This is a genomic window from Azospirillum sp. P4_B5 (assembly GCF_056402275.1).
This window is the reverse complement of the sequence record NZ_JBFUHT010000136.1, coordinates 1-1,021: the sequence shown is the minus strand read 5'-3', so window position 1 is coordinate 1,021 and position 1,021 is coordinate 1. Positions and strand designations below refer to the sequence as shown.

General features: G+C 66.2%; 1 protein-coding gene and 1 tRNA gene. One reads left to right on the top strand and one right to left on the bottom strand.

Annotated elements, in window-relative coordinates:
- Positions 1-71 precede the first annotated feature (71 nt).
- Positions 72-148, top strand: a tRNA-Met gene (locus tag AC1DVI_RS32385).
- 245 nt (positions 149-393) lie between these two features.
- Here AC1DVI_RS32385 and AC1DVI_RS32380 read toward each other — a convergent pair.
- A partial coding sequence (locus AC1DVI_RS32380; protein WP_476961473.1) for an IS5 family transposase occupies positions 394-1,021 on the bottom strand: 628 nt, incomplete at its 5' end.

Here is a 1,021-nt window from a genome sequence, read left to right as displayed (position 1 = left end):
AGGACRTGGACGGAGCAGGGMTCAAACACACTTGACAATCGTCGCACACGGTTCTCTTCCCAAGGAACATCCGCGGGGTGGAGCAGCCCGGTAGCTCGTCAGGCTCATAACCTGAAGGTCGCAGGTTCAAATCCTGCCCCCGCAACCAAYTTTATCTGCTCGGCAAGGCCGGCTCCGGAAACGGGGCCGGCCTTCGCTGTTTTTGGACCCCGACACAGGATGCCAGCCAACGCACCGTGCAACTCCTCCTGCAGCGTTGACCTGATGAGACCTGTGCGCGGCTGGGAGATGGCGGCGGAAAATCCAGGCTTTGAGCGCCAACGACCTGATCCGTCGGCGGCCGTGGGCGCTGAAGACAGCGCCAAGCGCGCCGCAGACACACTCCTCCCCTGATCATGCCGGAACGGGCCTCAGGATGGTCGCCGCCCGGCGCAGGTTGCAGGCGATGGCCGTAAGCCGGACCTGGAGGCCGAAGCGGGCCAAGCCGCGGTAGCGAGCCCGCCGCAAGCCGTAGCTGCGCTTCCACGTCCCGAAGATCTTCTCCACCCGGCGCCGGATCCTCCCGACTTGGCGGTTCCAGGTCTCCAGCCGCCGCAGCGCCGCCTCACCACCCCAGGTGCSGCGAGCGGGAAGGAACGGACGACCGCCAGCGGCAAGAATGTGCTGGCGATTGGCATCTCCCACGTAAGCCAAGTCGGCGTAGACATCCCCTGGYTCCTGCGGAAGAACCGRTCCMAGCATTTTCCCGTCGTGCACATTGGCGGGGGTCACTTCGATCGCACGCACGATGCCGCCCTCACCATCGGCGGCGACATGCGCCTTGAAGCCATGGACCGGCGCCTTGCGACGGTGCCCCACCCACTGGGCTTCGGGATCGCTGACGCTCGCCGAGGCGATGACCGTGGCGTCGATAAGTGTGCCGGTCCGGACAACGACGCCACGCGCGGCAAGCTGGTCGCCGACCGCGTCGAAGAGAACGCGGTCCAGGCCACGCTTCACCAACTCACGGCGGAACCGGACG